Below are 26,304 nucleotides of genomic sequence, written 5' to 3' on the forward strand. Positions count from 1 at the left end.
CGATGGAGTTCCGCCTAAATTCAAAAACTAATTTTTCCCAATCTGACGTTCTTTCGATGCTTCAAAACTTTTCCACAACCGGGAAAATGTTCATTGATGGCAAAAGAAATAAGATTAAATTATTTGAATTAAATGGCAGAACACTCAATGTAAAAGCTTTCAAAGTCCCTCATTTAGTCAACAAAATCATCTACCAATATTTCCGAAAATCCAAAGCCAGACGTTCGTTTGAATTTGCCAACAAACTCATTGAAAACGGTATCGGAACTCCGGAACCTATCGCGTATTTGGAGAATGCTGATTTCCTCGGTTTGAAAGACAGCTACTATGTCAGCGAACATTTGGTAGCCGATTTAACGTATCGCGAGTTGGTCGAAATTCCCAATTATCCCGATGGCGATACCATCTTGCGTCAGTTTACCCGATTTTCTTATTTGTTACATCAAAAAGGCATCGAATTTAAAGACCATTCGCCAGGGAATACCTTAATTAAAAAGAACGAAAGCGGTACTTATGATTTCTTTTTGGTTGATTTGAACCGCATGGAATTTCATAACAAAATGTCCTTTGAACTGCGCATGAAAAATCTTTGCCGTTTAACGCCTCACAAAGAAATGGTGGCCGTGATGAGTAATGAATACGCCAAAGTTTCAGGCGAATCTGAAGAAAAAATATTTGCAACCCTCTGGAAAATGACCGCCGATTTCCAATACCGCTATTACCGCAAGAAAAGAATCAAAAAGAAATTGAAGTTTTGGAAGTAAAATTTCTGAAAAAATAGTATTTTTCACTTCTGATATATTTTGATGAAAGTTTCTGTAATCATTACTACTTACAATGCCGAAGATTGGTTGCGAAAAGTCCTCATTGGCTTTAGCGTTCAAACGGAAACCGACTTTGAGCTGGTGATTGCCGATGACGGTTCGACTTCAAAAACTAAAGAAGTTATCGATACTTTCGCCTCAAAATTTAAACATCCGATTGTGCATGTTTGGCAGGAAGACGATGGGTTTCAAAAATCCAAAATCCTCAACAAAGCTATTTTAAAAACTAATTCTGATTATTTGCTGTTTACAGATGGCGATTGTGTTCCGCGTCAGGATTTTGTGGCGGTGCATTTGAAATATAAAGAAGAAGGGTATTTCCTTTCGGGCGGGTATTTCAAGTTGCCGATGGACATTTCACAGGCTATTTCAGAAGCAGATATTATTTCTCAAAATTGTTTTCATATTTCCTGGTTGAAAAAACAAGGGTTGAAAATGAACTTCAAAATCACCAAACTCACACACAGCAAGCTCTTCGCTGATTTTATGAATTGGGTAACACCCACCAAACGCTCGTGGAATGGACATAATTCTTCCGGTTTTAAAAGTGATATTTTAGCCGTTAACGGTTTCAATCATGATATGAAATACGGTGGCTTGGACAGGGAATTAGGGGAACGCTTGTTCAATTTAGGATTGCTTTCCAAGCAAATTCGGTATAGTGCCATTTGCCTGCATTTAGACCACGCTCGTGGGTATTCAAGTCCGGAAATCTGGGAGAAAAATAATGCGATTCGAAGTTACAACCGCAAGCACAAAGTCATTCAGATTGAAAACGGCATTTCGGCTCTTTAGTTTTTTGGGAAACTTAAGTCTTTGAAATACGCTTCCAGTTTCTCTAAAATCAGTTCTAACGGATATTCGTCAAAGTATTTAAAGGTGTGTTCCTTGATGTATTTCTCATCGTGTTGCTCATAGATTTCGGGTTTCAAATCTTTTAAATGAATGGAAATATTGCCTTTTTCATTTTCAAAAATCTGCCAGGTTTCTTTATCCACCGATGGCGAAAACAAAGAAAAAGTAGGAACGTTCAACGCTTTGGCCATATTCACCGAACCGCCTTCGTTGCCAATCAGCATATCGCATTGCGATAACAATCCTAAAAACGGTCGCAAGCCTTTGGCATACAAATCAAAGTGAATGTTCTTTTTGGTTTTGTCAGTACAGTAATCGTAAATCTTTTGCGCTTCTTCCGTTTGTGACGGAATGTAGTTGAACAAAATATCAGCATCCAGTTTTTCTACAGCAAAGTCAATAATCTTCGCCATGTTTTCCAACGGATAGGTTTTGTACCATTCGCTGCCCAAAATCCCCATCATAATCAACGGTTTTTTGCCCACTTCTATGCCAAATTTGCCCAGCAAAGCTGTAGCTTCCTGAATCTCGTTTGGTGTTAAGAAAATCTTTGGTTTATAGTCGGTAATGGTTTCTTTAATCAATGGTTTTAGCAACAATAACCGATTGTCGATGGCCAAACCTAAGTCGGATTTAGTACCATTCGGAATGCGTTTCATGTTGTAATTGTAGAAGATTTTGGAATAGCCTTTGTCATATGAAATCTTGTATTTGGCGCCCGAAAATAGCGTAATCAAGTTGGTTTCCAGTTTGCTGTAGGCATCAATAACGACATCGTAGTTATTCTTTCTAATCTGAAAAATGAATTTCAATAATTTCGGATACGATTTCCGAACTTCATTGGTCAAAACGATAATGTTATCAATATTAGGATTCTCTTTCAGCACATCCACACAGTTGGGATAACACATATAATCAACAGTAGCGTCAGGATAAAACTTTTTTAAGTTGTTGGATATAATCGTGCTGGTCAGCACATCGCCAATTCGTTTTTGTTGAATAACCAGTAGTTTCATAAATGACAATCCTTATTATTGATGCGGCTAAAATACAAAGTATTTGAAGAAGCCGTCAGCCTTGTGATGAAATTAGTGGCAAAAGTTATATTTTTGCTTCCAACAAAAGCAACTTACTATGGCAATCAGCGGTTTGGTTATCACGTTTAATGAAGAAAAAAATATCGGCAAATGCATCGATGCACTGTTCAAAGTGTGTGACGAAGTGATTGTGGTAGATTCGTTAAGCAAAGATAAAACCGTTGAAATCGCTACCGCCAAAGGAGCCACTGTTATATCGCAGGCTTTTTTAGGCGATGGGCCACAGCGCACGCACGGTTTGCCATTTTGTAAAAACGATTGGATTTTGAATCTCGATGCTGATGAATATTTGGATGCAGATGCTCAGGAATTTATTTTAAAAGAAAAGTATCTGATAGGCAATTATGATGCGTTCAGTTTCCGAATTAAAAACTTTTTAGCAGATAAATTAATCGACTTTGCCGGTTGGTATCCGGATCATAAAGTTCGGTTTTTCAACAAAAAAACGGCTGGTCCTTCGCCATCGATAGTCCATCAAAAAATCATCGCACAAAACGAAACGAAAGTTCCGGTACACATTCTTCACTACGGTTGGGATTCTTTGGAGCAGATTATTTCTAAGAAAAATCAATATTCCGGTTGGCATGCGCAACAGCTGTATGATCAGGGCAAAAGAGTGAATGCGTTCAAACCGGTTTTAAACGGAACGGTGGCTTTTGTTCGTTGTTATTTCTTCAAAAACGGAATACTGAACGGTTTAGATGGTTTAAGTATTTCAATGATACAGGCATTTTTCTCCTACATGAAATACGCCAAATTGATTAAACTTCAGAAAGCGAATAAGTAATTATTGCGTGGTCAATTTATCCGAAATCATTCTCTCGTTGAAGGATTGCACGTAGGCTTTGATGAATTTTGTCATTTCTGCAGCTCGCTTTTTATCTTTGTTCAAGAGATTGTTTTTGAGCAGTTCGTCAGTTTTGAAATTGTACAAACCAATCGCTTTTTGTCCGTCAAACGCCAGATAATAATCATCTTTAATCAGGTGATAAATATTGTCCAAATAATACACCACATAATTTTTATCGGAACTGAATGGCTTGCCATAAGTCACTACTGCATCTTTTATTTTCAGATAGTCTAAAATGCTTGGCAGCACATCAATCTGCTGGAAATTTTTCTGCTGAACACCTTTGAAATTAGGATTGGAAGGGTCAAAAAACAAAATCGGAATTCTGAATTTTCCAACATTCGTCCGGTATTTATCGGCGGTTGGCTCGGAACAGGTATGGTCGGCAACGATTACGAAGAGCGTATTGTTGTACCATGGCTCTTTAGTCGCCGATTTGAAAAATTGTTTTAAGGAATAGTCAGTATAGCCAATGCTTTCCTGAATTTTTCGGTTGCCTTTGATGAATTTGCCTTTGTATCTATCCGGAACTTTATACGGATTATGAGAAGAAATACTGAAAAGCGTACTGAAGAAAGGTTGTTTAAAGCTTGTCAATTTTCTATTGAAAAACTGCATGAATTCTTCGTCAAAGATGCCCCAGCTGCCGTCAAAAGCTTCGGGCCCCACATATTCATTTTTGCCAAAATAATGGTCAAATCCGGCCACTTTACAATACTGATCAAAGTTCTGACTGCCGTTAAACGCACCGTGGAAGAAAGACGTGTTGTATCCTTGTTTCTTCATGATTTTTGGCAAACCATAAACCTTATTCAAGGAATAGCCTGAAGAAATAATCGAAGTATTCATCAAACTCGGAATACTGGAAAGCGTAGAAGGTACGGCATCAATAGAGACTTTTCCGTTGGCAAAACCATTTTTGAAATAATAGGATTGTGTGGCTAAAGAATCAATAAACGGCGTAAAACCTCTGTGTAAATTTTCATCGCCAAAACTTTCCAAAATAAAAATCACCACGTTTTTCTTAATCGGATTTTCCGTTGAACTAGAAACAAATACCGGATTGAAAATTTGATTCAGTTCTTTGTCTGTATAAAATTTGGGATCGATCAGCGTTTCTTTTTTTCCTGCCGTTTTCATAATACTGAAAGGCGTGTTCAGCACCAAAGCCGAATTACCCAATGAAGAATAATTAATGGCGTCGACGATGCGCAAAGGTTTTTCACTCCAGCCACCACGGGCCATCAGCAAGCCAACGCCAAGCGAAAGTATCATGATTCCGGTTTGTTTGGCTATAGTTTTTACGGTCAACTGTTCCAATGGAAAAATGAATCTCGGTTTGGCTATAGCTTTCCAAAGCAAAATCGCTAAAAGAATAAAACCAACCAAGATGTACCAAAACTCCTGAAGAAAGGAAATGATCAAACCACCGATTTCGTGCTCCATGCCTTTGGCAGTAATGAGTCCAAAAGAACTGCGTCTTCCGGTGAATTTGTAGTATTCTAAATCGACAAAATTGGTAGCGATGAAAAGCAAGTTGACAGCAAAGAACCCAATTTTCAAAGCCTTCTGATATCCCTTTTTATATTTAAAATTTCCGGGGAATAAATGCAGTAGAATGAACAATAAATTGATAAAGCCAATCGCTGATAAGTCGAACAAAGCACCACCTAGAAACGTCTTTACATCTAAATTGGTGAAATTACCACGATTAAAAAGCAGGAATAACACTCGGCTAAACTGATACACCAAAAAGACAATCAGTATTCTGCGAATCAGTAATTTCAACAATTGTTTGTAATTGAACATCTAAAGCTTTTATGAAGGGATTAAACGGCTACGTCGTATTCTCTCAACGCATTGTTCAGAGAAGTCTTTAAATCGGTCGAAGGTTTGCGGGTTCCGATGATTAACGCACAAGGTACTTGATAGTCGCCAGCAGCAAATTTTTTGGTATAACTTCCCGGAATCACCACGGAACGCGCGGGCACAAAACCTTTGTATTCTATAGGTTCACTTCCGGTAACATCTATAATTTTGGTGGAAGCCGTGAGGCAAACATTAGCACCCAGTACCGCTTCTTTTTCCACACGAACGCCTTCTACTACAATACAACGCGAGCCGATGAAAGCACCGTCCTCAATAATCACAGGAGCCGCTTGCAATGGTTCTAAAACGCCACCAATGCCAACGCCACCCGAAAGGTGAACATCTTTGCCAATTTGGGCACAACTGCCTACCGTTGCCCAAGTATCTACCATGGTGCCTTCATCTACATAAGCGCCGATGTTGACATAGCTTGGCATCAGAATCACTCCTTTGGAAATGTAAGCGCCATATCTTGCCGTTGCCGGTGGCACCACGCGGATTCCTTTTTCGGCATAACCGGTTTTCAACAGCATTTTGTCGTGGTATTCAAAAATACCAGCTTCCCAGGTTTCCATTTTTTGGATGGGGAAATACATGACTACTGCTTTTTTTACCCATTCGTTGACCTGCCAACCGTCAGCCGTTGGTTCCGCTACGCGTAAAGTACCCGAATCCAATAATTCGATAACTTCTCTAATGGCTTTTGTTGTGATTTCTTCTTGCAGTAATGCTCGGTTTTCCCAAGCGGTTTCTATAATATTTTGTAAAGTGACCATGATTTTTGAATTTTGCTTCTTACCGTTAGACCTTAGGTCTCGAGTGAGCAAATATAGTTTCATTTTTAGAAAGTGCCAAGCATTTGTTGGTCAGTTTATAGTATGAAAATAATGTTAAATTCTATTTTTTCCATTTTAGAATAAGTAAGTTTGTCGGGCATGTAATTCAGTAGTTTATGAAAAAAAATACTATCCTTCTCGTGGTTTTTATGGTTTTTTTGGTCAGCTGTCAAAAGCAAACTAAAAACGAAGCAGTAGATAAAGATTCAACAGCAGTGGCTAAGGTTATTGATGCCAAAAATACTTTGGACTATGAAGGAACTTATAAAGGAATCTTGCCCTGTGCTGATTGTGAAGGGATTCAAACCGAAATTTGTATTAATGAAAATGCTACCTATACTTTAAAGACTACCTATTTGGGTAAAGGGGCCAAGATTTTTATCCAAAAAGGGAATTTTTCCTGGAACAAGAAAGGTAACATTATTTCACTTGAAAATGTTGCCAATGGACCCAATCAATATGAAGTGGCTAAAAACAGCTTAACACAATTGGATATCACCGGAAAAAAAATTACCGGAAATCATGCTGCCGATTATATTTTGGCCAAGCAAAAAGCAACGATTGAAAATGACGCAGCTATAGACGAAACAAAAACCACGGTTGACCTGAATAATAGAATGGAATCCCAAACCGTAATTAAAAAAGTCAATCCCGCTGTCGGAAAAGTTGCTTTGGCGGAAACCAAATGGAAATTGATGACATTAGGCGGAAAAAGCACCAAGCAGAGTGGAAAGAAAATCTATTTTTTAAAACTGAATTCTAAAGATGGCAGATTTAATGGGTATGCCGGATGCAATAATTTTTCCGGAAACTATGTAATGCCGTCGGCTTTTGGTATTTCGTTTTCCAATGTAATTTCGACTATGATGGCCTGCCCGAAAATGGGATTGGAAAGACGCTTTTCAACCATGTTGGGTGAGGTTGATAATTATGCGCTGAAAGATAATATCCTCCAACTCAAAAAGGGAAAACAACAAGTGTTAGCCACATTTGAACCATCAAAATAATCTGAATTTCAAAATCCCGATCGCTACTATTGCAGAATATTGTGTAACTAATCAACAGAATTGTATAACGTATTCGAATTCAGTTAGTCTAGCTTTGTACCATATAGTACAAATTACTATATCTTAATTTTATGAAGAATATTTATTTTATCGTTGCCGTTTTATTTTTTGGTTTTACCAGCTGTAAAAACACAGACAAAACAGAGGTTAAAAATTCGAATGATTCTATCTCAGTGCAAGAAAATAGAGTGGAAGCGAAAGATACGGCCAATGCTGATACTACTACAACCGAAAATGATTCGTCGGATGTTAAATTGTTAAACAAAATGGCAACATCCACATCCACAACCACCACTGATTCATCAAAAGGCAAATTTGCTCTAGCGGAAACCAAATGGAAATTGGTTGAATTAAACGGAACGACTGTTGAAAATACTACTAAAAAGGACTATTTTATCAATTTTGATTCTAAAAGTGGAAAATTTGAAGCTTTTGCGGGTTGCAACAAGATTACCGGAACTTTTTTTATGAAAGCAGCCAACAAGCTAGGTTTTTCAAAAGTTACAGCAACCAAAATGGCCTGTGATAATATGAATTTTGAAAATGATTTTATTAAAACCATCCAAAAAACAGATAATTACATGATTGAAAACAAAGGGACGATGCTGCATTTTCATAGCGGAAAAAAGGCAATCGCCAAATTTGAAGCAATTAAATAGAACAACCTCTTTACTATATACGAATCCTTGCCTTTGGTGAGGATTTTTTTTGTTCACATCTTAATAGACTTGAGTATCTTTGTGTGAAAAATTCATAAAAATGCCAAGAATTCTCGCCATCGATTATGGAATAAAACGCACCGGTATTGCGGTTACAGATGAACTGCAAATTATTGCTTCGGGCTTAACTACGATTCCTTCGGAAACGGCGATTGTGTTTTTACGAGAGTATTTTTCCAAAGAAAATGTGGCTAAGGTTTTAATTGGTGAACCCAAACAAATGAATGGCCAGCCTTCGGAGAGCACACCGGTTATTGAAAAATTTGTAGCCGCTTTTACAGTCGCTTTTCCCGAAATGACAATCGTAAGAGTGGATGAACGTTTTACCTCCAAAATGGCTTTCCAAACCATGATTGATAGTGGATTGTCAAAGAAACAGCGCCAAAACAAAGGCTTGGTTGATGAAATTGCCGCTACCATTTTACTACAAGATTATCTGACACGAAAAATGATTTAATTTCGTTACTTTTGCCAAAAAAATTCTGAAAATGATTATTCCTATTTACGGATACGGTGAACCTGTTTTAAGAAAAGTTGGGGAAGAAATTTCGCCGGACTATCCCAATCTAGCGGACATTATCGCCAATATGTATGACACGATGTACAACGCTTATGGTGTGGGTTTAGCCGCGCCACAAGTAGGTTTAGCCATCAGATTGTTTGTCATAGATACCGAACCTTTTAGCGATAGTGATGACCTGACCAAAGAAGAACAAGAGCAATTGAAAGGGTTTAAAAGAACGTTTATCAATGCCCAAATGCTGAAAGAAGAAGGCGAAGAGTGGGGTTTTAACGAAGGTTGTTTGAGCATTCCTGATGTGCGCGAAGACGTGTATCGCAACGAAAGAATCACCATTGAATATTGTGATGAGGATTTCAATAAAAAAACCGAGGTATTTGACGGTTTGATTGCCCGTGTGATTCAGCATGAATACGATCATATAGAAGGCATTTTGTTTACCGATAAAATTTCGATGCTGAAAAAAACGCTGATTAAAAAGAAACTGCAAAACATCATGGAAGGCAAAGCCCGTCCGGATTATAAAATGAAGTTTGCCAATAAAAAAGGAAGGTAATCTTAAGTGTAAAAAAAGTAAAAATTCTTAAATCTAAAGATATTTTTACTTTAATTTGTCATCCTGAATTTGAATTTAAATAATAGTATTGCCCTAAACCAAATTAAAAAATGAACGTAGAAAAAATTTTAGCCATTGCCGGAAAACCGGGTTTATTCGAATTGAAATTGCAAACCCGCTCTGGGTTTTTAGCAGAATCATTGCTTGACGGAAAGAAAATTACCGTTGGAATGAGAAGTAATGTGAGTTTGCTTTCTGAAATTTCAATGTACACTTACAGTGAAGAAAAACCTTTGGTTGAAATTATGCGTGCCATTGCTATCAAAGAAAATGAAGGACCAACCATTTCTAATAAAGAAGACAACGCTAAATTGACGGCTTACTTCAAAGAAATTTTACCGGATTATGATGAGGACAGAGTATATGTTTCCGATATCAAAAAAGTGCTAAACTGGTATAACATCCTTCAGGCTAAAGGCTTGGTTTCAAAAGAAGAACCAAAAGTGGAAAACGCTGAAGCGGTGAAAGAAGAAGTGGTGAAAGAAGTTAAGAAAGCCGAAAAAGCACCAAAGGCAGAGAAAGCTGAAAAAGAACCAGCCAAACCAAAAACGAAGAAATAGTTAATTACTTTCTAATAAAAACAAATCCTATTGCTGCATTTCAGTGATAGGATTTTTTATTTTTACATAAATCAGACACTATGAACACCCGTCAACAACAACTCGAAGCTTTCAACCGATTACTAGATATCATGGATGATTTGCGCGAAAAATGCCCGTGGGACAAAAAGCAAACACTCGAAAGCCTGCGGCATCTGACCATTGAGGAAACCTATGAACTGGGCGATGCCATTTTGGATAATGATTTACCCGAAATCAAAAAAGAGCTTGGCGATTTGCTGTTGCACATTGTTTTTTATGCCAAGATTGGAAGCGAAACCAATGCTTTCGACATTGCCGATGTGGCCAACAGTATTTGTGATAAACTGATTGACCGTCACCCTCATATTTATGGTGATGTTGTAGTGGCTGATGAAGAAGAAGTAAAACAAAACTGGGAAAAACTCAAACTCAAAGAAGGCAAAAAATCAGTATTGGAAGGTGTTCCCAAAAGTTTGCCCGCTCTAGTTAAAGCCAGCCGGATTCAGGATAAAGTAAAAGGCGTTGGCTTCGACTGGGAAGAACCGCATCAGGTTTGGGACAAGGTTCAGGAAGAATTACAGGAGCTACAAGAAGAAGTTGATGCTGGCAATCAGGATAAAATTGAGGCGGAGTTTGGCGATGTATTATTCTCCATGATAAACTATGCAAGATTCCTCAAAGTTAACCCCGAAGACGCTTTGGAACGCACCAACAAAAAATTCATGAAGCGTTTCATGTACCTCGAAAGCAAAGCCGGAGAACTCGGCAAACCCTTAATGGATATGACATTGGCCGAGATGGATGTCTTCTGGAACGAAGCCAAGAAATTATAAAATCGGGAATTATGACACCACCGTATTACGCTGTAATCTTTACTTCTGTCAGAACAGAAATCACCGAAGGCTATGAGGAGATGGCAGCACTAATGGAAAAACTGGCGAAAGAACAAGACGGGTTTTTGGGCGTAGAATCAGCCAGAAATGAAATAGGAATCACTGTTTCGTATTGGAGAGATTTAGAATCTATAAAAAAATGGAAACAGCAAACCGATCATTTACAAGCTCAGCAAAAGGGGAGAGCCGTTTGGTATAAAAACTACACCACCCGAATTGCTTTAGTGGAACGAGAGTATTCCTTTGAAAGGGAAAGCTGAAAATATTTAAGTACATTTGAAATAAACCAACCAAAAAACCAATCAAAACCAACCTTATGCCAGAAGTAAAACACGAATTAAAACGTTCTTTAGGATTAATTGATGCCACGAGTTTAGTTGCCGGTTCCATGATAGGATCCGGAATCTTTTTAGTAACAGCAGCCATGGCTCGAGATGTAGGTTCGGCTGCCTGGATATTAGTCATTTGGCTAGTCACAGGATTACTGACTATGTCGGCTGCCTTAAGTTATGGCGAATTGGCCGGGATGATGCCCAACGCCGGCGGACAATATGTTTACATTCAACGGGCGTATGGAAAGCTGATTTCCTTTTTATACGGCTGGACCGTTTTTACCGTAATTCAAACCGGAACAATTGCAGCAGTGGCAGTCGCTTTTTCCAATTATACTGCGGTATTCTTCCCTTTTTTGGAAAATAAAATACTGACTTTAGGCGAAAGTTTTGCCTTTACCAACAAACAGATTTTAGCGATGTTCATTATCATTTTGCTGACTTTTATTAATACCAAAGGAATCAAAAGCGGGAAAATTATTCAATTGGTTTTTACTTCTGCCAAATTGATTGCTTTGTTTGCTTTGATAACATTAGGGATTTATATAGGATTCCATACCGATACTTTTGCCCAAAACTTTACCAATATGTGGGAAGCCGGCAAAACCACTTTAGAAGCTGACGGGACACTAACCTTTACGAAATTATCAGGTGTTGCCCTCTTGGGCGCTATGGGCGCTACCATCATCAATTCCTTGTTTTCGAGTGATGCCTGGAATAATGTGACTTTTATTGCCGGAGAAATTAAAGATCCGAAAAAGAATATCCCCCGCAGTTTATTCCTGGGAACTTTGATTGTAACCATCATTTATATTTTGGCCAATATTGCTTACTTAGCGCTATTGCCTTTACATGGAATTCCCGGAGAAACGGCTACTGTAGCACAACACGGAATCATGTTTGCGGCTCAGGATAGGGTAGGAGCGGCGGCGGCTAGTGCTATTATGGGAAACATCGGAGTTTTTATGATGGCAGGTTTGATTATGGTATCCACTTTTGGATGCAATAGTGGGTTGATTCTTTCCGGTGGCCGATTGTTTTATGCCATGGCTAAAGACGGTCTGTTTTTCAAAAAAGCAGCAGAATTAAATGACTATGATGTGCCATCCAGAGCGCTTTGGGTGCAATGTGTATGGGCTTGTTTTCTTTGCTTAACCGGGCGCTATGGTGACTTACTGACCTATGCCACTTTTGCCTCGTTGCTGTTTTATATTTTAACCATAGGCGGGTTGTTTATTCTGCGCAGAAAGGAACCTGATGCTGAGCGGCCTTACAAAGCATTTGGCTATCCATTAGTTCCTATTTTATATATCATTCTGACTAGTCTTATTTGTATTGATCTATTGATTTACGATACCAGAAATACCGGATTTGGTTTAGTGATAGTAGCCCTTGGCGTTCCGGTTTACTATCTGTTTATGCATAAAAAAGAAGCATAAAAAAAGCCCCGAGAAATCGGGGCTTTTTTTATAAATAAGTAGTAATTATTTTGTTGGTACTGCTGCTGTGTTGGGTGTAGGAGCTTCCAATAATTCAATTTCAAAAATAATATTGGAGTTTGGTGGAATAACATTTCCGGCACCTCTTTCGCCATATCCTAATTTTGATGGAATATAGACCAAAGCTTTATCGCCAAAACTCATTAAATTCAAGCCTTCAATAAATCCAGGGATCAAACCGTCTTTTTTGCCATATTGAAATGGAAAGGGTTGGTAACCGTTTTGTTTGGCTCTTTGTTCATCAAACTTGTGATAAGCTTTGGCAACATCTTCATAGCTACTGTCAAATAGACTACCATCTTCTAAATATCCGGCATAATGAATATAAACGGTAGCTCCGTCTGCCGGTTTTTTTCCAGCTCCTTTTTGAAGGAATTTGTATTTCAATCCGGAAGGAGTTTCAGTTGCAGTAGCTTTGGTTTCGGTTAAATATTTTGCTTTAGCTGTCATGATTGGACCGCATAATGCTTTGTATTCGGCTTGTTTTGCCGCTTCAGCTTCAGCTTCTTTTTTTCTGTTTGCCGCAGCTATTTCCGCTTCTTTTTGATCATCAGTTGCTTTGTTGGCCATATAGTCAGCAAAAGTTTTAGCAGCATCAAATTTTTTAGCCTCAGCTCCTTTTCGGGTAATGGTTACTTTTTTAATGATATCGTCTTGTTTGATTGCATTGACTACATCTTGTCCTTTTAAAACCTGACCAAAGATGGTGTGCTTACCGTTCAACCATTGGGTGTCTTTGTGCGTAATGAAAAATTGAGAACCATTCGTTTTCGGACCGGCATTGGCCATAGCCAAAACCCCTGGTTTGTCAAATTTAGCATCGGTAAACTCATCCTTAAAAGCATAACCTGGGCCTCCTGAACCATTTCCGGCAGGATCACCACCTTGTATCATAAAATCAGGAATCACTCGGTGGAATTTTAATCCGTTGTAAAAAGGTTTTCCTTTTAAATTCGCATCAGATACAGAAGCATTGGTTCCTTCCGCTAAGGAAATAAAGTTGGCCACGGTAACCGGCGTTTTTTGGTAGTCCAGTTGTATTAAAATTTTGCCTTTGTCGGTTTCGATTTCTGCAAAAATACCTTGATCAGCTGCTGCTGTTGCCGGTTTTTTAGCCGGAGTTGTTTTGGTTGATTTGGTCGGTTTTGCCACCACTTTCTTTGCGGTTTGTGCGGTAGCACTCAGCATTCCTAAGCAAATCAAAAGAAGAATGTTACTTTTTATTTTCATGACTTATTAGATATTAACTTTAATTATTTTATTGGTACTTATATTTTATCTTTTACTTCTACTTCAAAAATGATATTGGCATTGGGTGGAATCACATTTCCGGCACCTTGCTCCCCAAAACCTAAGCTCGATGGAATAAATAAGATTGCTTTTTCCCCTATTTTCAACTTCCCGATACCTTCAATAAATCCGGGAATAAGTTGATTGTATCCTCCAACCTTAAATGGCAAAGGTGCATATCCTTTTTTGTTTTTGGCTCTCACTTCATCAAAGGTTCCAAATAATTTGGCTGCTTCCGGATCACTAGTATCAAAAAGAGTTCCATCTTCTAAAAATCCGGAATAATTGATGTAAATCGAGCTCCCGTCTTTAGGTTTTTCTCCTTTTGATTTTTGCAAAACTACATATTGTAAGCCCGATGTCAATTTTGTGGCTGATTTTTTCATGGCAGTAAAATAAGCCACTTTTTTATCCATCACCGCTTTGTATTTTGCGAGATAAGCTTTCTTTTTCTCGGCTTCTATGGTTGACTGGTTTTTTTGACGCTCCGTTTCTGATTTGAAGTAATCGTTGAAAACTTTTATGGCATTAAACTTTTTAACCTCTTCTCCTTTTCGGATAATACTGATTTTGGTCATTTCATCGTTTCTCTCGATAGCATTTACCACATCCATTCCGTCAATAACATAACCGAAAATGTTGTACATTCCGTCTAAATCGGGTGTTGGTTTTAAAGTAATGTAGAATTGGGAACCATTCGTGTTAGGTCCGGAATTAGCCATCGCCACAGTTCCGGTCTTGTCGTGTTTAAGTTCGGTAATTTCATCCCTGAAAACATAACCGGGATCGCCTGAACCATTGCCAAGAGGATCGCCGCCCTGAATAACAAATCCTTTTTCTACTCTATGAAAAATGATGCCATCGTAAAAAGGTTTTCCCTTCAAATCTGCTGTTACAAAAGGATTGTTGCCTTCAGCTAAGGTTACAAAATTGGCCACGGTTATCGGCGCTTTTTTGTATTCGAGTTCTAAAAGTATGTTGCCTTTTGGTGTTTCAATTTCGGCGTATAAACCGTCTTTTAAATTTTTATAGTCATCTTTACAAGAGCTAAGGGTAAGTGCTAAAACGGCTAAGAAAAGCCCAATTTTTGTATTCATTTCAATAAATTAATTCTCGGTTTTTACTTTTTCTTCGGGTTTAAAATCAGTCAGTGTTACAGTACAAATCAAAGGCTGGTTAGAACCAATTCGTTTATTGTCGCCATGATACCCAAAAGCCATGTGGGATGGAAACAGGAAAGTCACTTTTTCATTTTTTCGCATCAATTTGATACCGTCACGTAATCCCATCATGATATTTTGTTTGTCAACGCGATAGGTTTGTGGACGCAATTCAACTTCAGAATACACCACGTTGCCTTTCAGGTCTTTGATTTCATAATCAAATTGAGCCACGTCGCCTTTCTTAGGTCTCAAGGTGTCTTTGTCATTTTTGGTTTCATAATGATACCAATAGCCTTTGTTAGAAGCGATGTATTGTATTTTCGGATTGCTTTTGATGATAGAATCTATTTTGCCTTCTTCGCCAGCGATTAGTTTCTTATTTCGAATAACCGATTCCTTCATAAAGGTACCCGAAGAACGCGAAACCGGCATGCGGGCTTGTTGTTGCTTGCAACTGATGATGGTTGCAAAAAGCATTAATAGCAAAACAATTTTTAAACTATTTTTCATGGTTAAATGGTTATTTTCGAAATTAAATTTTCAAACTTTTTGATGGTTTCTTTCAAACTCTCATATGATTTTCCGCCAGCAGCATTAATGTGTCCGCCACCGTTGAAATTATCTCTGGCAAATTGATTCACATCAAAATTACCTTGGGAACGGAACGATATTTTGATAATATTTTCATCGCGGTGTTCGATAAAAATGGCAGCAAAATTTATGCCTTTAATGGTTAGACCATAATTTACAATACCTTCCGTATCGCCTTTTTCATAATGAAATTCATCCAGTTCTTTTTGCGAAAGCGAAATATAGGATGTCTTGTATTCCGGAAAAACTTTCATGTTTTGCAACGCTCTTCCCAATAACTGCAAACGATTGTAGGAGTTATTGTCAAAGAGTTGGTTGTGAATCTCACTGTTTTCAATGCCTCTGTCAATCAAATCTGCTACAATTCGGTGCGTGGTGCTGGTTGTCGATGGAAAACGAAACGACCCGGAATCGGTTGTGATTCCTGTATAAATACAGGTAGCAATGGTTTTATCAATTAAGGCTGTTTTGTCCAAAAAGGAAATGAAGTTATAAATCATCTCACAAGTCGAGCCAAAAGCCGTATCAGAATAAGTAAACGTGGCAAATCCATCCGGTTTTTGATGATGATCAATCATAATCATCGTGGCGGTAAGCTTGTTCAGCACTTGTTCCATTTCGCCGGTTCGGTGCAAAGCATTAAAATCTAAAGTAAATACGATTTCGGCTTCCTGCAAAATTTTGGTGCAATGCTCTCGGTCATTTTCATAAATCAAAACAGTCTCAGAACCCGGCAACCAAGCCAAAAAATTGGGAAAATCATTCGGTGCAATTACAACCGCCTGATGATTCAGTTTTAAAAGAAAATGGTACAAGGCCAAAGTCGAACCCATAGCATCGCCGTCGGGACTTCGGTGTGGAATTATCGCAATTTTTTTGGGCTCCGCCAATAAATTTTGAATGGCAAAAATGGCTTCTTTTTTCATAGTTGGCGAAGTTACATTTTTTTCAGTTATAGACGATTATTTGGAAATAAAAAGTCCGAACCAAACGGCAAAAAGTCCGAGAAGAATACTCAAACCAATGTATCCAAAAGCCAGCAGGGAATTATTGTTTTGCAACAGATTGTAATTTTCCAAGCCAAAAGCAGAAAAAGTGGTAAAGCCACCACAAAAACCAGTTAGTAAAAACCATTTCAGATTGGTCTCAGTTAAATTGTTTTTAGTCAAAATCCCGAAAAACAATCCCACTAAAAAGCAACCCAATACATTGATGATAAAAGTAGCTAACGGAAATTGATTCGACCAAAATTTAGAAACCAAAACGGTAGTCAGAAAACGCAGCACACTTCCAATGGCACCGCCAATCGCTATGTATAGAATCGTTTTTAGCATTTAGGTTCTTTTGTTATTGTTGTTTCGGATGATTCTTTCTTTGGGCAGACTGGCTTCTTCGGTTTTGCTCGAAGGTTCAATCAGTTTGTTCAATTGTTTGATTTCGTCATCGGTCAAATCACGGTAACGGCCCACATGAACATCGAGCGAGATGTTGATAATTCGGGTTCTTTTCAAAGCGGTAACTTCATAATCCAGGTACTCACACATTCTGCGGATTTGACGGTTTAAACCTTGCGTTAAGATGATTCGGAAAACATATTTGCTGATTTGCTCCACTTTGCATTTTCGGGTAACGGTGTCCAAAATCGGAATGCCGTTGCTCATGCGTTCAATAAATCTATCGGTAATCGGGCGATTAACCGTTACCACATATTCTTTCTCGTGGTTGTTTCGGGCACGCAGAATTTTATTTACGATATCGCCGTCATTGGTCATAAAAATCAAGCCTTCACTGGCTTTGTCCAAACGACCGATAGGGAAAATACGTTTTGGATAATTGATGTAATCCACAATGTTATCGCGCACATTTTGATTGGTCGTACATTCAATTCCCACGGGTTTGTTAAAAGCCAGATAAACCGGTTTTTCCGTTTTTTCGCGAATCAATTTGCCGTCCACACGCACTTCATCTTCTATAGAAACTTTGGTGCCCATTTCGGGAACCTCACCATTGATGGTAATACGACCTTCTTCCAACAATTTGTCAGCTTCGCGTCGCGAACAAAATCCGGATTCGGAAAGGAATTTATTGATACGGGTTTGATTGACTTCCATTTGGCAAATATAACACAATTTGAGAATACTGTTTCTTGATAAGTCCGTTGATAAATTAGCACCAAAAAGAGTAAAAAAAGGGTTGTACGTATTAAGTTTTTGTTATTTTTACCCACATGAATATACGTGGAAAATTAATAATAATAGGTGGCGCTGTTGATAAAGGTAGTTTCACTGAAACCGATTTAGATAAAAATGCCGCCAAGAATTTGAACTTTTTTGAGGCTGGAATTTTAAAGAGAATTATAGAAGAATCGAAGCATAAGAAAGAATCTCGCATTGAAGTCATTACAACGGCTTCCAAAATCCCCAGAGAGATTGGCCCCGAATACGTGAAAGCCCTACATTATTTAGGTGCCGACAATGTAGATGTCTTGAATATCGAAAGACGCGAACAAGCTTCGGAACCTGAAGTGTTGGCTCGTTTGAAAGCAGCTGATGTGGTGATGTTTACCGGTGGCGATCAATTGCGATTGACGTCCATCCTTGGTGGAACGCCATTTCACAATATTTTGTTAGACAAATACCATAACGAAGAATTTATTTATGCCGGGACTTCGGCAGGTGCTGCTGCAGCTTCTAACAATATGATTTATCAGGGAAGTAGTAGCGAAGCGTTGTTGAAAGGCGAAGTAAAAATCACTTCCGGTTTGGGACTGATTGACGGTGTTATTATCGATACGCATTTCGTACAACGTGGCCGAATCGGACGTTTGTTTCAATCGGTTGTTGGGAATCCTAAAGTTTTAGGAATAGGATTGGGAGAAGATACCGGTTTGTTGATTACCCATAATACCAAGATGGAAGCTATTGGTTCCGGACTGGTTATTCTGGTGGATGGCAGAGAAATAAAAGACACCAACTTAACGCAAGTTGAATTGGGTCAACCAATTTCTATCAATCACCTGGTAACCCATGTATTGAGCATGTATGATACTTTTGATTTGACTACGTTTAAAATGACGATTAAATCATCGCAATACGTTTAAATGGATGGTTGGATTTTTAGATAATTAGATTTCCAACAATCCAACAATCCAACAATCTAATAAATGAAAATAATTATCCACGGCGGATTTTTCTCAGAATCGTCAACCAATCATGAAACCAAAGTTGCTAAACAGCAGGCGTTACTTCGCATTGCTAAAGAAGCTTATGGGTATTTGCAATCTCATTCAGCTTTGGAGACGGTGGTGTATGCCACGTCGCTTTTGGAAGATGATGAATTGTTCAATGCCGGCATTGGTTCTCAAATCCAAAGCGATGGTAAAATCAGAATGAGTGCGTCTTTGATGGATGGTTCGACTTTGAAAATGAGTGGCGTGATTAATATTGAAGAAGTCAAAAATCCGGTACAGGTTGCTCAGGTTTTATTGAATTATGATGATAAAGTGTTGGGCGGAAGCGGAGCTACAAATTTTGCCCGTCAACACGGTTTTGAAAAATTCTCCACAGAAATTCCACAACGTCGTGCAGAATATGAAGCCAAACTGGTAGCTACCGGAACCGGAACTGTTGGTTGTGTGGCTTTGGATGCTGATGGTAAGATAGCGGTAGCCACTTCCACAGGAGGAAAAGGTTTTGAAATTCCGGGAAGAATATCCGATTCAGCTACGGTGGCGGGAAATTATGCCAATGAATTTTGCGGCGTAAGTTTAACCGGTGTTGGAGAAGATATCGTGAGTGGGGCAGTAGCTGCCAAGATTGTAACTCGAGTAACCGATGGCTTTACTTTGGCACAGGCTTTTGAAAAAACCTTTAATGAATTAAAACCTTTTGACGGCTTTGCGGGTGCTATTGCGATTGATAACAAAGGCAATATCTTTCATCAGGATTCGCATCCGAGTATGGTGTTTGCCAGTTTTGATGGAAGTAAGGAGGAAGTTTTTAATTAATTGGATTAAAATAGAAATATGAAAAACCCAACCAATCGGTTGGGTTTTTTTGTTATAAATTTTTAATAATGTCGATAAACTTTTCTTTGGACATGGGTTTAATGATAAAATCGGAGACATCACTGTACGTTTTGGCTCTTTCGTGATCTCGAGGAGATACAGAGGAAGAGATAATGTATAAGGTTATCTTCTTTCCGAATTTGGGTTTGAGCTGGATGTATTCTTCCAAAAATCCCCAACCGTCAAGTATAGGCATAGAAATATCTAAAAAAATAATTTCAGGCAATAATGCTGTTTTATGGGCTACACTTTCAAGAAAGGTAATAGCATCTTTTCCATTTTCGAAAATTTTTATTTGTTCAGCCAAATTTGTCCGTTCGATGATTTTCTTGGTCATGAATGTAAAGATTTCATCATCGTCAATGAGTAGTAGGTTTTTTACGGAATTCATATTTTTTGGTTTTTAAATTCAACAAAAAAAGTGGTGCCCACATCGGGAGTGCTTTCCAGCCATATTTTACCATTCATGGCTTCCACCTGTGATTTTGTTATGAATAAGCCAAAACCTTTTGCATCAGGGTGGGAGTGAAATACTTTTCGTATCTTGAACAGATTGTCTTTGTTTTTTTTCAGGTCAATTCCCAGTCCATTGTCAGATACCGCCAAAATAATGGAATTAGCTGTTTTTTTTGAAGTAATCTTAATGATAGGTTCTCTGTTTGGGGAATGGTATTTTAAAGAGTTACTGACCAAATTATGAAGAATGCTGTATAAATATTTTGGAGGATAATGAACATGGGGTGCCAAATCAAAATGGACTTCTATGGTGGCCTTGGTTTTGTTAATTTGTCCTTGTAATCCGGAGATAGTTTTTTGCAGATATGTTTCTAAAGCTAACTTTTTCGAAGGAATTTCGGTGTCCTGACTGATTTGGATGGATTCCACTAATTCATTAAAAACTTCATTTAAATTTTGAGAAGCTATATTTAATTTTTCAACTAAACCTCTTTTTTCTTCTTCATCAGAGTCTTCAGCAATCATTTCAACAAGCATTGAAATATTGACTAATGGAGCCCTGAGGTTGTGAGAAATGATGTTGCAAAAGTCTTCCAGTTGTTTTTTCTGCGTGGTTAGGATAGCGATATTTTTCTTTATTGTCTCGTTAGCTTCCTTCAAATGGTTCGTTCGTTCGGTGACTTTTTGTTCTAGTTGAGCATTCATTTGCTGAATTTCGCGGGAACGTTTGATGATTTCTATTTCCATTTCTTTCAAACGAACTTGCAATTCTGATGAAAGTAGTTGATTTTGTATTCGTTCATCTTCTAATCTTATAAAGTCTGTTACATCTTCCACACGATGAATAATATAGGCAATGTCATTATTGGAATCAAAAACAGGTTTGTTCAGGGGGCTCCAATACCGGATTTCAAATTTACCATTGGGTTTTCGGATATCATATTTTTGAACAGCCATCGTATGAGCTGTTTTATTCCTAAGTACAAAATTTAAGGAGCCACGAAGATTAGCCACACCATCAGCGGTAGAATCTTCTGGATTATCCGGGAAAATTTCAAACAGATTTTTACCAATAATTTCACTCCGTTTGGTCATCGTAGCTTTTGCATAAGCTTCACTTACTTCCACTATGGTTAAATCGGTAAGGAGAATAAGATACAAGCCAGGCACCTTATTAAAAACAGCCTGATAGTCAATTTTAGGCAAACTTTTCATATCCAAAATTTATAGTTATACTCTTTTTGTGGTATTTGAAAAGAATAATAATCGTAAAATGGGTCTAGCTCAACTTATTGGTTAGTTATATACAGTAGGAACTATTTGGATTATATTGTTTTCTCAAAGCTAAACATTTTGTAATAAAATTCCAATTTAAAAATGATTTTATAATTGTTAAATTTATTTTTTTTCAAGAAATTCAAGGGTTGCCAGCAAAAAAAAATCCCAACCAATCGGTTGGGATTTTTTTAGAATATTAGGCAAGTTGCATTTCCGTTGCAATGGCTATTCGATTCCAGGCGTTGATGGTGGTAATCATCATAATGATTTCGGCTATGTATTTTTCATCAAACAGTTTTCTGGCATTGTCGTAAGTTGCTTTTGATAAATGGTTCTGAATCAAAGTTACTTCTTCAGTCATGGCGAGGATGGCTTGTTCTTCTTCAGTGTAAAGCTGGGTTTCTCTCCAGGCATTTAAAAGATAAATTCGTTGTTCGGTTTCTCCCAGTTTTCTGGCGTCACGCGTGTGCATGTTGATACAAAAAGCGCAGCCGTTAATTTGAGAAGCTCTCATTTTAATCAGTTCTTTGTGAATAGGAGTTAATGATGTTGACGCGATGTATTTTTCTAATCCCATCATGGCTTTGTAGGCTTCGGGTTGTGTCTGTAAAATGTTTACTCTGGTTTCCATTTTGAATGTTTTTTAAAGTTCGATACAAAGTTCCCCCATATCTTTTTCAAAAAACTTGAACTAGTTCAAGAAAACCAATTATACTTTTCCGGCTCTTATTTTACTGAGGAATTCAGCAGAAAAATCGAGATAAGAAGCAATCATGTATTGCGGCACGCGTTGTACAAATTCGGGAACTACATTGTTGAAATGATGGTAGCGTTCTTCAGCAGTCATGGTAAATAGAAACATAATGCGCATTTGCGAAGCGGCAAACGATTTTTGAAGTACAATCCGGAAATAGCGTTCGAGTTGTGGAATTTCGGTGTAAAGCTGGTCCAGATTGGTTTTTGAAATAGCAATGATTTCCGAGTTTTCTATCGCCTGAATATAAAAATGGGATGGCTTTTGGGTAGAGAAACTCATATAATCCGTAATCCACCAGTCTTCGATGCCAAACTGCAGGGTTTGTTCAGCGCCTTTGTCATTGATGATGTATAATCGGAAACAACCTTTCACGATAAAATTTTGATGGGTACAAATTTCGCCCGCCTGCAACAGTAGTTCTTTTTTCTTAACTTTTTTGGAAACAATTTTTGACAGCAGTAGCTCTTTTTCTGTTTCGGTTAGTGGGATGTGTTTACTAAGATGTTGAAGGAGTTGGCCAGACATGGTTTTGTTTTAATCAAAGTTACTTTTTAAAAACAAAAAATCCCAATCTTGCGACTGGGATTTTCTATATATAAGTAAGTTAAATTGAGATTGTACAAACGTTTATTTTACTTTTTTAAGTACAGCTTTGAAAGCTTCTGGGTGATTCATCGCTAAATCGGCAAGAACTTTACGGTTCAATTCGATTCCGTTAGCTTTTACTTTCCCCATGAATTGTGAATAAGACATTCCTTCCAAACGAGCTCCAGCGTTGATACGCGTAATCCATAGGGAACGGAAATTTCTCTTATTTACTTTTCTGTCACGGTAAGCGTAGCACATTGCTTTCTCTACCGCGTTTTTCGCAACTGTCCAAACGTTCTTACGTCTACCAAAGTATCCTTTGGCTTGCTTCATTATCTTTTTTCTTCTTGCTCTTTTAGCAACTGAATTTACTGATCTTGGCATAATTTTTCTGTTTTTTTGTAGCAGGCGTCCCGAATTGAATCAAGGGAACTTTATTGGCCATACTCCAAGGTTATTAAATAATTTGTAACCTAAAGAATTTGTTTTAATAATTGACAATTAAAAATTGTCGATTATTAAATAATTCTTAATTGTTGTTTGATGCTTTTTTCATCTGTTTTGTGAACCAACGCAGAGTGAGTTAAAGCTAACTTACGCTTTTTCGATTTTTTAGTCAAGATGTGACTTTTGAAAGCGTGTTTTCTCTTGATTTTTCCAGAGCCAGTTACTTTGAATCGCTTCTTAGCACTGGATTTTGTTTTCATTTTAGGCATTTTTTCCTAGTTTATTTAATTTAACTTACTTACTTTTTTTTCTTCGGAGCAATGAACATAATCATTCTCTTTCCTTCCAGAACCGGCATTGCTTCTACTTTGCCATATTCTTCTAAATCTTGTGCCAAACGCAATAACAAAATTTGTCCTTGTTCTTTATAGATGATTGAACGTCCTTTAAAAAACACAAATGCTTTCAGTTTAGATCCTTCTTTTAGGAACTTTTCGGCATTTTTCTTTTTAAATTCATAATCATGTTCATCAGTTTGAGGACCAAAACGAATTTCCTTTACTACAATCTGTGTTGATTTGGCTTTTAATTCCTTGTCACGCTTCTTTTGCATGTAAACGAACTTTTTATAGTCCATGATTTTACATACAGGTGGTTCAGCATTTGGGGAAATTTCAACTAAATCCAATTCAAATTGATCGGCTAAACGCAAGGCTTCGGAAGTTTTGTAAATTCCAGGCTCCACATTTTCACCTACCAGACGTACTTCCGGTACACGAATAAAACCATTTATTCTGTGTTCATCTTTTTTTTCTACTCGAGGTTGATACCCTCTGTTGTTTCTAATTGCTATGACTTTATTTTTTTAGTTAAACTTCAAATGTTTTTAATGTTTTGGCTACTTCTTCGTTTACAATTCTTGCAAATTCTTCAATGGTAACCGTGATATTGCCTTTTCCTTCTTGTCCGTGACGACGAACAGAGATCGTTCCGTTTTTCTCTTCTTCCTCTCCGACTATCAGCATAAACGGCATTTTCTGAACTTCTGCCTCTCTGATTTTCTTTCCAATCGTCTCGTTGCGGTTGTCAATTAGGGCGCGAATTTCGTGATTTTCTAGCAATTCTAAAACTTTTTTCGCATAATTTTCATATTTCTCACTCAATGACAAGATTATAGCTTGCTCCGGCATCAACCATAAAGGGAAATTTCCGGCCGTGTGTTCCAGTAAAATAGCGATAAAACGCTCCATCGAACCAAAAGGAGCCCGGTGAATCATTACGGGTCTATGTAATTCATTGTCAGAGCCTTTGTAAGTTAATTCGAAACGTTCCGGAAGATTGTAATCTACCTGAATCGTTCCCAACTGCCAACTTCTGCCCAAAGCATCTTTCACCATAAAATCCAGTTTCGGACCATAAAAGGCAGCTTCGCCGCTTTCAATCACATAATTCAATCCTTTATCTCTGGCCGCACTGATAATCGCATTCTCTGCTTTCTCCCAGTTTTCCACGTTTCCGATGTATTTATCCGGATTGTCCAAATCACGTACAGAAACCTGAGCCGTAAAGTTTTCAAACCCTAAAGAACCAAAAACATACAGTACCAAATCAATTACTTTTTTGAACTCCGAATCCAGTTGATCTGGTGTACAGAAAATGTGCGCGTCATCCTGAGTAAATCCTCTAACACGGGTCAAACCATGCAATTCGCCACTTTGCTCGTAACGGTACACCGTTCCAAATTCGGCATAACGTTTTGGTAAATCTTTATACGACCAAGGTTTAGTATTGTATATCTCACAGTGATGCGGACAGTTCATGGGTTTTAACAAAAACTCTTCGCCTTCGGCCGGAGTGTGAATCGGCTGGAAACTATCGGCACCATATTTAGCATAGTGGCCTGAGGTTACGTACAATTCTTTTTGACCAATATGAGGTGTGACTACTTGTTCGTAGCCTGCTTTTTTCTGGGCTTTTTTCAAGAATTGTTCTAATCGATCTCTCAAAGCGGCTCCTTTTGGCAACCATAAAGGAAGACCTTGCCCTACTTTTGAAGAGAAAGCGAACAAATCCAATTCTTTTCCTAATTTTCTATGATCACGGCGTTTGGCTTCTTCTAATAATTCCAGGTAATCAGTTAAATCTTTTTGCTTCGGGAAGGATATTCCGTAAACACGGGTCAACTGCTTGTTCTTTTCATCACCACGCCAGTAAGCACCTGCCACACTCATGATTTTCATTGCCTTGATGATTCCGGTATTCGGAATATGACCACCACGACACAAATCAAAAAAGTTGGCGTGATCGCAAAACGTAATCGTTCCGTCTTCCAAATTCGAAATCAGTTCCGTTTTGTATTCGTTGTCTTTATATATCGCTAAGGCTTCTGCTTTAGAAACCGGACGCATCTTAAATTCATGCTTCTCTCTCGAAATCTCTAACACTCGGTCTTCAATAGCTTTAAAATCGGCGTCAGTGATTTTTTTATCACCAAAATCTACGTCGTAATAAAAGCCATTGTCAATCGCTGGCCCAAGCGTTAATTTAATGCCGGGGAACTGCTCCTCCAAAACCTGCGCCATCACATGCGAAGTTGAATGCCAGAAAGCTTTTTTGCCTTCTTTGTCATTCCATGTATATAATATAAGAGAACCGTCGGTCGTTAATGCCGTTTCCGTTTCAATAGTGGTACCATTAAAAGCAGCCGAAATCACATTTCGTGCCAATCCTTCACTGATGCTTCTCGCAACATCCATCGGAGTCGAACCTTTCGCAAACTCCTTAACCGAACCGTCTGGTAGCGTAATCTTTATCATTCCTAAAATTTTATGGACTGCAAATATATAAGATTACCAAAACACATACAATATATAGAGTATAATATATTAAAGTATTTACAGTAGCACACCTATGGCTTTCTCAGGAAGTGTAGTCCCGCTTTTCGCGTTACATGGTAACTGCTGCAATCGGGGCTAGGAGGGTGGTCTGTTTTGAGTATTTGCGAAGATTTTGATAAAGTATCGATGAACTACATTTGTAAATTTCATGATATCAGGGCATTAAAAAAAGAATAAAAAAAGGGTAAAAATTATTTGGATTGGGAAAGAAAT

The 26,304-nt window shown here is 38.0% G+C and carries 30 protein-coding genes; 13 read left to right on the forward strand and 17 right to left on the reverse strand.

Translation table 11 applies throughout. The annotated features are described in order from the left end of the window. Positions 1 to 2: 2 nt before the first annotated feature. Positions 3 to 764, forward strand: a complete 762-nt coding sequence (locus V7D82_RS06500; protein WP_333600166.1) for a Kdo domain containing protein — start codon at positions 3 to 5, stop codon at positions 762 to 764. Positions 765 to 806: 42 nt separating this feature from the next. Then, a complete protein-coding gene (locus V7D82_RS06505; RefSeq protein ID WP_333600167.1) occupies positions 807 to 1,619 on the forward strand; it encodes a glycosyltransferase family 2 protein in 813 nt (270 codons plus the stop codon). Here the strand turns inward: V7D82_RS06505 and V7D82_RS06510 are convergent. Then, positions 1,616 to 2,695 carry a glycosyltransferase family 9 protein gene (locus V7D82_RS06510; protein WP_333600168.1) on the reverse strand — a complete coding sequence of 360 codons (1,080 nt, stop codon included), beginning with the start codon at positions 2,693 to 2,695 and terminating at the stop codon, positions 1,616 to 1,618. The two genes, V7D82_RS06505 and V7D82_RS06510, sit on opposite strands and share 4 nt — an antisense overlap. 118 nt (positions 2,696 to 2,813) lie before the next feature. Between V7D82_RS06510 and V7D82_RS06515 the strand changes: the two genes are divergently transcribed. Then, positions 2,814 to 3,563 carry a glycosyltransferase family 2 protein gene (locus V7D82_RS06515; RefSeq protein ID WP_333600169.1) on the forward strand — a complete coding sequence of 250 codons (750 nt, stop codon included), beginning with the start codon at positions 2,814 to 2,816 and terminating at the stop codon, positions 3,561 to 3,563. Here V7D82_RS06515 and V7D82_RS06520 read toward each other — a convergent pair whose 3' ends face one another. Both V7D82_RS06520 and V7D82_RS06525 read right to left on the reverse strand, forming a co-directional pair. After that, positions 3,564 to 5,435 (reverse strand): LTA synthase family protein, encoded by a 1,872-nt coding sequence (locus tag V7D82_RS06520; protein WP_333600170.1) that lies wholly within the window; start codon positions 5,433 to 5,435, stop codon positions 3,564 to 3,566. 20 nt (positions 5,436 to 5,455) lie between these two features. Beyond that, positions 5,456 to 6,271: a 2,3,4,5-tetrahydropyridine-2,6-dicarboxylate N-succinyltransferase gene (locus V7D82_RS06525; protein WP_333600171.1), complete on the reverse strand. Its 816-nt coding sequence runs from the start codon at positions 6,269 to 6,271 to the stop codon at positions 5,456 to 5,458. Between the two features lie 176 nt (positions 6,272 to 6,447). On the opposite strand from V7D82_RS06525, the gene V7D82_RS06530 reads away from it, so the two are divergent. The 8 genes from V7D82_RS06530 (at position 6,448) to V7D82_RS06565 (ending at position 12,498) form a co-directional block, all read left to right on the forward strand. Beyond that, complete coding sequence (locus tag V7D82_RS06530; protein WP_333600172.1) at positions 6,448 to 7,338, forward strand: copper resistance protein NlpE N-terminal domain-containing protein; 891 nt, start codon at positions 6,448 to 6,450, stop codon at positions 7,336 to 7,338. 131 nt (positions 7,339 to 7,469) lie between these two features. After that, positions 7,470 to 8,057, forward strand: a complete 588-nt coding sequence (locus tag V7D82_RS06535; RefSeq protein ID WP_333600173.1) for an META domain-containing protein — start codon at positions 7,470 to 7,472, stop codon at positions 8,055 to 8,057. A 100-nt stretch (positions 8,058 to 8,157) separates the two neighbouring features. Continuing rightward, a complete protein-coding gene (gene ruvX / locus V7D82_RS06540; protein WP_333600174.1) occupies positions 8,158 to 8,574 on the forward strand; it encodes a Holliday junction resolvase RuvX in 417 nt (138 codons plus the stop codon). A gap of 31 nt (positions 8,575 to 8,605) precedes the next feature. Beyond that, a complete protein-coding gene (gene def / locus V7D82_RS06545; RefSeq protein ID WP_333600175.1) occupies positions 8,606 to 9,193 on the forward strand; it encodes a peptide deformylase in 588 nt (195 codons plus the stop codon). Between the two features lie 110 nt (positions 9,194 to 9,303). Continuing rightward, on the forward strand, positions 9,304 to 9,813 hold the full coding sequence (locus V7D82_RS06550; RefSeq protein WP_333600176.1) for a DUF5606 family protein: 510 nt from the start codon (positions 9,304 to 9,306) through the stop codon (positions 9,811 to 9,813). A gap of 80 nt (positions 9,814 to 9,893) precedes the next feature. Further along, a complete protein-coding gene (mazG, locus tag V7D82_RS06555) occupies positions 9,894 to 10,667 on the forward strand; it encodes a nucleoside triphosphate pyrophosphohydrolase (RefSeq protein ID WP_333600177.1) in 774 nt (257 codons plus the stop codon). An 11-nt stretch (positions 10,668 to 10,678) separates the two neighbouring features. Beyond that, the gene (locus tag V7D82_RS06560) at positions 10,679 to 10,987 is read left to right on the forward strand and encodes an antibiotic biosynthesis monooxygenase family protein (protein WP_333600178.1); all 309 of its coding nucleotides are present in this window, start codon (positions 10,679 to 10,681) and stop codon (positions 10,985 to 10,987) included. A 56-nt stretch (positions 10,988 to 11,043) separates the two neighbouring features. Continuing rightward, on the forward strand, positions 11,044 to 12,498 hold the full coding sequence (locus tag V7D82_RS06565; protein ID WP_333600179.1) for an APC family permease: 1,455 nt from the start codon (positions 11,044 to 11,046) through the stop codon (positions 12,496 to 12,498). 45 nt (positions 12,499 to 12,543) lie between these two features. On the opposite strand, the gene V7D82_RS06570 is transcribed toward V7D82_RS06565, so the two are convergent. From V7D82_RS06570 to rluF, 6 genes are read right to left on the reverse strand one after another with little or no spacing between them, the layout of a single operon-like run. Continuing rightward, positions 12,544 to 13,788, reverse strand: coding sequence for a peptidylprolyl isomerase (locus V7D82_RS06570; protein WP_333600180.1), 1,245 nt, complete (start codon positions 13,786 to 13,788; stop codon positions 12,544 to 12,546). Positions 13,789 to 13,826: 38 nt separating this feature from the next. After that, on the reverse strand, positions 13,827 to 14,945 hold the full coding sequence (locus tag V7D82_RS06575; RefSeq protein WP_333600181.1) for a peptidylprolyl isomerase: 1,119 nt from the start codon (positions 14,943 to 14,945) through the stop codon (positions 13,827 to 13,829). Positions 14,946 to 14,954: 9 nt separating this feature from the next. Next, positions 14,955 to 15,521, reverse strand: coding sequence for a gliding motility-associated peptidyl-prolyl isomerase GldI (gldI, locus tag V7D82_RS06580; protein WP_333600182.1), 567 nt, complete (start codon positions 15,519 to 15,521; stop codon positions 14,955 to 14,957). Positions 15,522 to 15,523: 2 nt separating this feature from the next. Further along, the gene (locus V7D82_RS06585) at positions 15,524 to 16,528 is read right to left on the reverse strand and encodes a DHH family phosphoesterase (protein WP_333600183.1); all 1,005 of its coding nucleotides are present in this window, start codon (positions 16,526 to 16,528) and stop codon (positions 15,524 to 15,526) included. Between the two features lie 36 nt (positions 16,529 to 16,564). Continuing rightward, positions 16,565 to 16,936: a fluoride efflux transporter CrcB gene (gene crcB, locus V7D82_RS06590; protein ID WP_333600184.1), complete on the reverse strand. Its 372-nt coding sequence runs from the start codon at positions 16,934 to 16,936 to the stop codon at positions 16,565 to 16,567. After that, the gene (rluF, locus tag V7D82_RS06595) at positions 16,937 to 17,713 is read right to left on the reverse strand and encodes a 23S rRNA pseudouridine(2604) synthase RluF (protein WP_333600185.1); all 777 of its coding nucleotides are present in this window, start codon (positions 17,711 to 17,713) and stop codon (positions 16,937 to 16,939) included. Positions 17,714 to 17,829: 116 nt separating this feature from the next. Between rluF and V7D82_RS06600 the strand changes: the two genes are divergently transcribed. After that, entirely contained in the window at positions 17,830 to 18,702 is an 873-nt protein-coding gene (locus tag V7D82_RS06600) for a cyanophycinase (RefSeq protein ID WP_333600186.1), read from the forward strand. Positions 18,703 to 18,765: 63 nt separating this feature from the next. After that, a complete protein-coding gene (locus tag V7D82_RS06605) occupies positions 18,766 to 19,608 on the forward strand; it encodes an isoaspartyl peptidase/L-asparaginase (protein ID WP_333600187.1) in 843 nt (280 codons plus the stop codon). Between the two features lie 52 nt (positions 19,609 to 19,660). On the opposite strand, the gene V7D82_RS06610 is transcribed toward V7D82_RS06605, so the two are convergent. From V7D82_RS06610 to thrS, 8 genes are all read right to left on the reverse strand, one after another. Continuing rightward, positions 19,661 to 20,059, reverse strand: coding sequence for a response regulator (locus V7D82_RS06610; RefSeq protein WP_333600188.1), 399 nt, complete (start codon positions 20,057 to 20,059; stop codon positions 19,661 to 19,663). Continuing rightward, positions 20,056 to 21,339: a PAS domain-containing sensor histidine kinase gene (locus V7D82_RS06615; protein ID WP_333600189.1), complete on the reverse strand. Its 1,284-nt coding sequence runs from the start codon at positions 21,337 to 21,339 to the stop codon at positions 20,056 to 20,058. Before V7D82_RS06615 ends, V7D82_RS06610 begins: the two co-directional genes overlap by 4 nt. A gap of 259 nt (positions 21,340 to 21,598) precedes the next feature. Beyond that, positions 21,599 to 22,033, reverse strand: a complete 435-nt coding sequence (locus tag V7D82_RS06620; protein WP_333600190.1) for a carboxymuconolactone decarboxylase family protein — start codon at positions 22,031 to 22,033, stop codon at positions 21,599 to 21,601. Positions 22,034 to 22,111: 78 nt separating this feature from the next. Next, positions 22,112 to 22,684, reverse strand: a complete 573-nt coding sequence (locus V7D82_RS06625; protein WP_333600191.1) for a Crp/Fnr family transcriptional regulator — start codon at positions 22,682 to 22,684, stop codon at positions 22,112 to 22,114. A gap of 102 nt (positions 22,685 to 22,786) precedes the next feature. Further along, positions 22,787 to 23,131 carry a 50S ribosomal protein L20 gene (gene rplT, locus V7D82_RS06630; RefSeq protein WP_333600192.1) on the reverse strand — a complete coding sequence of 115 codons (345 nt, stop codon included), beginning with the start codon at positions 23,129 to 23,131 and terminating at the stop codon, positions 22,787 to 22,789. Positions 23,132 to 23,265: 134 nt separating this feature from the next. Further along, positions 23,266 to 23,463: a 50S ribosomal protein L35 gene (gene rpmI / locus V7D82_RS06635; protein ID WP_011921545.1), complete on the reverse strand. Its 198-nt coding sequence runs from the start codon at positions 23,461 to 23,463 to the stop codon at positions 23,266 to 23,268. A 29-nt stretch (positions 23,464 to 23,492) separates the two neighbouring features. After that, complete coding sequence (infC, locus tag V7D82_RS06640; protein ID WP_442902380.1) at positions 23,493 to 24,047, reverse strand: translation initiation factor IF-3; 555 nt, start codon at positions 24,045 to 24,047, stop codon at positions 23,493 to 23,495. Positions 24,048 to 24,063: 16 nt separating this feature from the next. Beyond that, on the reverse strand, positions 24,064 to 26,010 hold the full coding sequence (gene thrS / locus V7D82_RS06645; RefSeq protein WP_333600193.1) for a threonine--tRNA ligase: 1,947 nt from the start codon (positions 26,008 to 26,010) through the stop codon (positions 24,064 to 24,066). Between the last annotated feature and the right edge of the window lie 294 nt (positions 26,011 to 26,304).

The organism is Flavobacterium sp., assembly GCF_036741995.1.
Classification (GTDB): Bacteria; Bacteroidota; Bacteroidia; order Flavobacteriales; family Flavobacteriaceae; genus Flavobacterium.

Coding starts and splice junctions, on each gene's coding strand:
- V7D82_RS06515 (WP_333600169.1), top strand. CDS start 2,814: ATGGCAATCAGCGGTTTGGTTATCACGTTTAATGAAGAAAAAAATATC.
- def (WP_333600175.1), top strand. CDS start 8,606: ATGATTATTCCTATTTACGGATACGGTGAACCTGTTTTAAGAAAAGTT.
- V7D82_RS06610 (WP_333600188.1), bottom strand. CDS start 20,059: ATGAATTCCGTAAAAAACCTACTACTCATTGACGATGATGAAATCTTT.
- gldI (WP_333600182.1), bottom strand. CDS start 15,521: ATGAAAAATAGTTTAAAAATTGTTTTGCTATTAATGCTTTTTGCAACC.
- V7D82_RS06565 (WP_333600179.1), top strand. CDS start 11,044: ATGCCAGAAGTAAAACACGAATTAAAACGTTCTTTAGGATTAATTGAT.
- mazG (WP_333600177.1), top strand. CDS start 9,894: ATGAACACCCGTCAACAACAACTCGAAGCTTTCAACCGATTACTAGAT.
- V7D82_RS06605 (WP_333600187.1), top strand. CDS start 18,766: ATGAAAATAATTATCCACGGCGGATTTTTCTCAGAATCGTCAACCAAT.
- V7D82_RS06620 (WP_333600190.1), bottom strand. CDS start 22,033: ATGGAAACCAGAGTAAACATTTTACAGACACAACCCGAAGCCTACAAA.
- V7D82_RS06575 (WP_333600181.1), bottom strand. CDS start 14,945: ATGAATACAAAAATTGGGCTTTTCTTAGCCGTTTTAGCACTTACCCTT.
- V7D82_RS06500 (WP_333600166.1), top strand. CDS start 3: ATGGAGTTCCGCCTAAATTCAAAAACTAATTTTTCCCAATCTGACGTT.
- V7D82_RS06600 (WP_333600186.1), top strand. CDS start 17,830: ATGAATATACGTGGAAAATTAATAATAATAGGTGGCGCTGTTGATAAA.
- V7D82_RS06570 (WP_333600180.1), bottom strand. CDS start 13,788: ATGAAAATAAAAAGTAACATTCTTCTTTTGATTTGCTTAGGAATGCTG.
- V7D82_RS06530 (WP_333600172.1), top strand. CDS start 6,448: ATGAAAAAAAATACTATCCTTCTCGTGGTTTTTATGGTTTTTTTGGTC.
- V7D82_RS06525 (WP_333600171.1), bottom strand. CDS start 6,271: ATGGTCACTTTACAAAATATTATAGAAACCGCTTGGGAAAACCGAGCA.
- V7D82_RS06505 (WP_333600167.1), top strand. CDS start 807: ATGAAAGTTTCTGTAATCATTACTACTTACAATGCCGAAGATTGGTTG.
- rpmI (WP_011921545.1), bottom strand. CDS start 23,463: ATGCCTAAAATGAAAACAAAATCCAGTGCTAAGAAGCGATTCAAAGTA.
- rplT (WP_333600192.1), bottom strand. CDS start 23,131: ATGCCAAGATCAGTAAATTCAGTTGCTAAAAGAGCAAGAAGAAAAAAG.
- V7D82_RS06550 (WP_333600176.1), top strand. CDS start 9,304: ATGAACGTAGAAAAAATTTTAGCCATTGCCGGAAAACCGGGTTTATTC.
- V7D82_RS06585 (WP_333600183.1), bottom strand. CDS start 16,528: ATGAAAAAAGAAGCCATTTTTGCCATTCAAAATTTATTGGCGGAGCCC.
- ruvX (WP_333600174.1), top strand. CDS start 8,158: ATGCCAAGAATTCTCGCCATCGATTATGGAATAAAACGCACCGGTATT.
- V7D82_RS06520 (WP_333600170.1), bottom strand. CDS start 5,435: ATGTTCAATTACAAACAATTGTTGAAATTACTGATTCGCAGAATACTG.
- V7D82_RS06510 (WP_333600168.1), bottom strand. CDS start 2,695: ATGAAACTACTGGTTATTCAACAAAAACGAATTGGCGATGTGCTGACC.
- V7D82_RS06615 (WP_333600189.1), bottom strand. CDS start 21,339: ATGAAAAGTTTGCCTAAAATTGACTATCAGGCTGTTTTTAATAAGGTG.
- V7D82_RS06535 (WP_333600173.1), top strand. CDS start 7,470: ATGAAGAATATTTATTTTATCGTTGCCGTTTTATTTTTTGGTTTTACC.
- V7D82_RS06625 (WP_333600191.1), bottom strand. CDS start 22,684: ATGTCTGGCCAACTCCTTCAACATCTTAGTAAACACATCCCACTAACC.
- rluF (WP_333600185.1), bottom strand. CDS start 17,713: ATGGAAGTCAATCAAACCCGTATCAATAAATTCCTTTCCGAATCCGGA.
- V7D82_RS06560 (WP_333600178.1), top strand. CDS start 10,679: ATGACACCACCGTATTACGCTGTAATCTTTACTTCTGTCAGAACAGAA.
- thrS (WP_333600193.1), bottom strand. CDS start 26,010: ATGATAAAGATTACGCTACCAGACGGTTCGGTTAAGGAGTTTGCGAAA.
- crcB (WP_333600184.1), bottom strand. CDS start 16,936: ATGCTAAAAACGATTCTATACATAGCGATTGGCGGTGCCATTGGAAGT.